Source organism: Stackebrandtia sp. (assembly GCF_035643755.1).
Classification (GTDB): Bacteria; Actinomycetota; Actinomycetes; order Mycobacteriales; family Micromonosporaceae; genus Stackebrandtia.
In genome coordinates, this window is the sequence record NZ_DASQPW010000289.1 from 1 (window position 1) to 2,910 (window position 2,910).

General features: G+C 71.7%; 1 protein-coding gene and 2 pseudogenes. All 3 read right to left on the bottom strand.

Annotated elements, in window-relative coordinates; all coding sequences use genetic code 11:
- Positions 1 to 219, bottom strand: a pseudogene (locus tag VE172_RS22645) (glycosyl transferase family 1); the annotation flags it as partial.
- Positions 220 to 238: 19 nt separating this feature from the next.
- On the bottom strand, positions 239 to 2,167 hold the full coding sequence (locus VE172_RS22650; RefSeq protein ID WP_324804278.1) for a glycosyltransferase family 2 protein: 1,929 nt from the start codon (positions 2,165 to 2,167) through the stop codon (positions 239 to 241).
- Positions 2,168 to 2,205: 38 nt separating this feature from the next.
- Positions 2,206 to 2,910: pseudogene (locus VE172_RS22655) on the bottom strand (hypothetical protein); the annotation flags it as partial.

The following is a 2,910-nucleotide window of genomic DNA, read 5'->3' on the forward strand; positions in this document are numbered from 1 at the left end:
CCCCAGCGTCTGGGCCACCGGCACCAGCCGTACCTCGACCCCGTCGAGCTCCCAGGATCGCTCGGTGTGGTCGGGCGAGCGCCCCACCACGAGCACCTCCCAGCCCGCCTCGGCGGCGGAGCGGGCGGCCTTTTGGGCGCGGGTGTCGGTGGTGACAGGGTTGTCGACCAGCATGACGACCCGCCCCCGGCGGGTGCGGTGGGCGGTCTCGTGGTTCACGTTTCCCCTCCTATATGGGCTATGCGCGGACGCTGCCCCGTACCCTGCCGAAAAGCTCGCGCAGGGTCGGCCGTCCCTGGAGCCAGACCTGCTTGCCCGCCGCGTCGTGGACGGGCAGCTCGAAGTGGTTGTTCGACCAGGACAGCCGCATGCCCAGCCCCCACCAGCCCGAGGCCAGGCGCAGGCGGGGCGGGAGCAGGGTGGCCTTGACGCCGATGCCCTCGTCGGTGTTCTCCACGGTGGCGCGGACGGTCTTGATTCGCTTGCCGCGCACCAGACACAGCTCGGCGGTGGCGTCCTTCGGCCAGGACTCCAGGTGGCCGTGGGCGGCCACGGCGTAGTGGGTGCGGGTGGACTCGCATTCGGTGAGCCGCATCAGGTCCATTGTGGAGGCATTGCGGGCGGCGACCGACAGGACGAGTTCCCCGCGCTTGGTGGCCGACGTCGTCACCAGGGCGGGCGTCCCGACGTCCAGCGACATCAGCTTGTGGCGGCGCTGCGCGTACTCCCCCGGGGTGTCCAGCCGCCGCCGCATGGTGACGCCGTGGGCGCACACCTCGACCCACACCTCCCAGCGCCCGTCGGGCAGCGGCCGCCCATCGGCCAGCCTGCCCAGATCGAGGTAGGCGACGAAGCCCGCGTACCCGTACTCGTAGCGGCCGTCGTGCGGCCCCGCCGCCAGCTCGGGCGTGCGGGTGCCGCGCGCCTGCACCCCCAGCTCGGCGCCGCTGTCGCGCTCGCGCAGCACCACCGTGACCGTTTGCTCGTCGGTGTCGATGTGGGGAATGAACGCGTGGCCCGCCAGCCGCAGCTTGGTGCCGTGCCAGTCCATCTCGCGCAGCCGCCGGCGCGGCCGCAGGTTCGGGGTGCGGTCGTAGCAGACGTCGGGGATCGCGGCGGCGGGGTTGCGGAAGAACGGCAGGCCCGCGTACACCCGCCCGCCATCCACAATGTCCTTGACGGGGTCGCCGAACCGCTGGAACCGCACGATGTCGGTGAGCTCCTCGGACAGGTCGTTGACCAGGCAGTGCGCCATCACCCGAAAGATCGGCGGCAGCGCCGCGAACACGCTGGGCGTCATCCAGTGCGCGCAGAACTCCCTGGCCGCCGCCACCAGCGCCGCGCGGTCCTCATCGGACATCTCGTCGAACCAGCGGCCGCCCAACGCCTCGTCCAGCACCTCGCGCCGCACATGCCGCTCGAGCAACCGATCCCGGCCGCCCCCTTCGGGCACGTGGTCGGCGATGGTGTGAGCGATCGCGTCCACCCGCGAGATGAACTCCAGCGCGTCGTCGGCCGCCGCGGGGGCGTCGCCGCGGTCGCGGACGTAATAGCAGTCGTAGTCGGCCACCACGGAGATCACCCTGGCGCACAGATACGCGTACGACACGAACTCCAGGTCGCTGCCGGCCCGCGGGCCCTTCACGAACCCGATCCCCAGTTCATCCACAAAGGCCCGGCGAAACAGCTTGTGGGCGTCCAGCCACTCGTACACGCCGCCGTCGACGATCTCGGCCCGCTCGACATCCTGGCTCCACCCGCGCCGATGTCCCCGCCCGCGCCCCAGCACGGGGGCGGTCGCGCCCAGCACGATGTCGGAACCGGCGCGGCGCGCCATCGCCAGCATCTTGCCAAGCGCCTCGGTGCCGAGATAGTCGTCGGCGTCCAGGAAGAACAGGTACTCGCCGCGCGCGGCGGTCATGCCCACGTTGCGGGGCTCGCCCGCGCCGCCCGAGTTCTCCGCCAGGTGGACGACCCGGAGCCGCCGGTGCCGCTCGGCGAGCACGTCGAGCTCCTCGCCGCTGCCGTCGGTGGAACAGTCGTCGACGGCGATGATCTCCACGGCGTCGGAGTCGATCGTCTGCGCCACCACCGATTCCACGGCCTGCCGCAGCCACGGCATCGCGTTGTACACCGGAATGACCACGCTGACGTCGGGAGTCCTCACATTCGGTGATATTACATACAGTCAGGCACCGATTTCGGTTAAGTCTCCAGCGGCGCGGCGAGATCCTGGGCGACCCAGAACCGCTGGCGTTGAAACGGATAGGTGGGCAGGTCGACGACCCGGGCCCCGGTGCCGTCGAACAACTTCCGCCAGTTCACCGACGCGCCGCGCACGTGCGCCCGCGCCAGCACGGTGACCACCGATTCCCTCGGCGACGCCTCGGGGTCGAACGCCGCGATGACGCCGCCGGCCTCGTCGCCGCGCTCGTCGGGGTCGGTGGAGATCACCGTGGCGTACGCCGTCTCGTCGTTGGCCGCGTTTCCTGCCGTCAGGTGGCCCGCGGCGGCCCGACCGGCGGAGTCCCCGCCGACGTGGTCGAACGCGATACCCCACCAGGTCAGCAGCCGATGCAGGGCGACCTGGGTGACGAACGCCGCCGACGCCGCGTCCGAAGCGTCGCCGCCACGCAGCTCGTCGCGCACCGTGGCGAACACCGCCGCGAAGCGGGCGTCGGCCTCGCGCAGCCGTTCTCCCTCGCGAGCCACCGCCTCGGCGCTCCCGCGGCACACGAACGCGATCCCGCCCCGCGTCGCGGTCCCGCTCACCACCCGCGCCGTCGGCTCACCGGCGGCCAGCGCGCGCAGGTCGTCGGCCATTTCCGACACGTCGGTACCGAAAACCACCGCCCGCTCCTCAAAGGAGGATCGCGTGGTGGCCAGGGAGAACGCGACGTCCCACCGCGA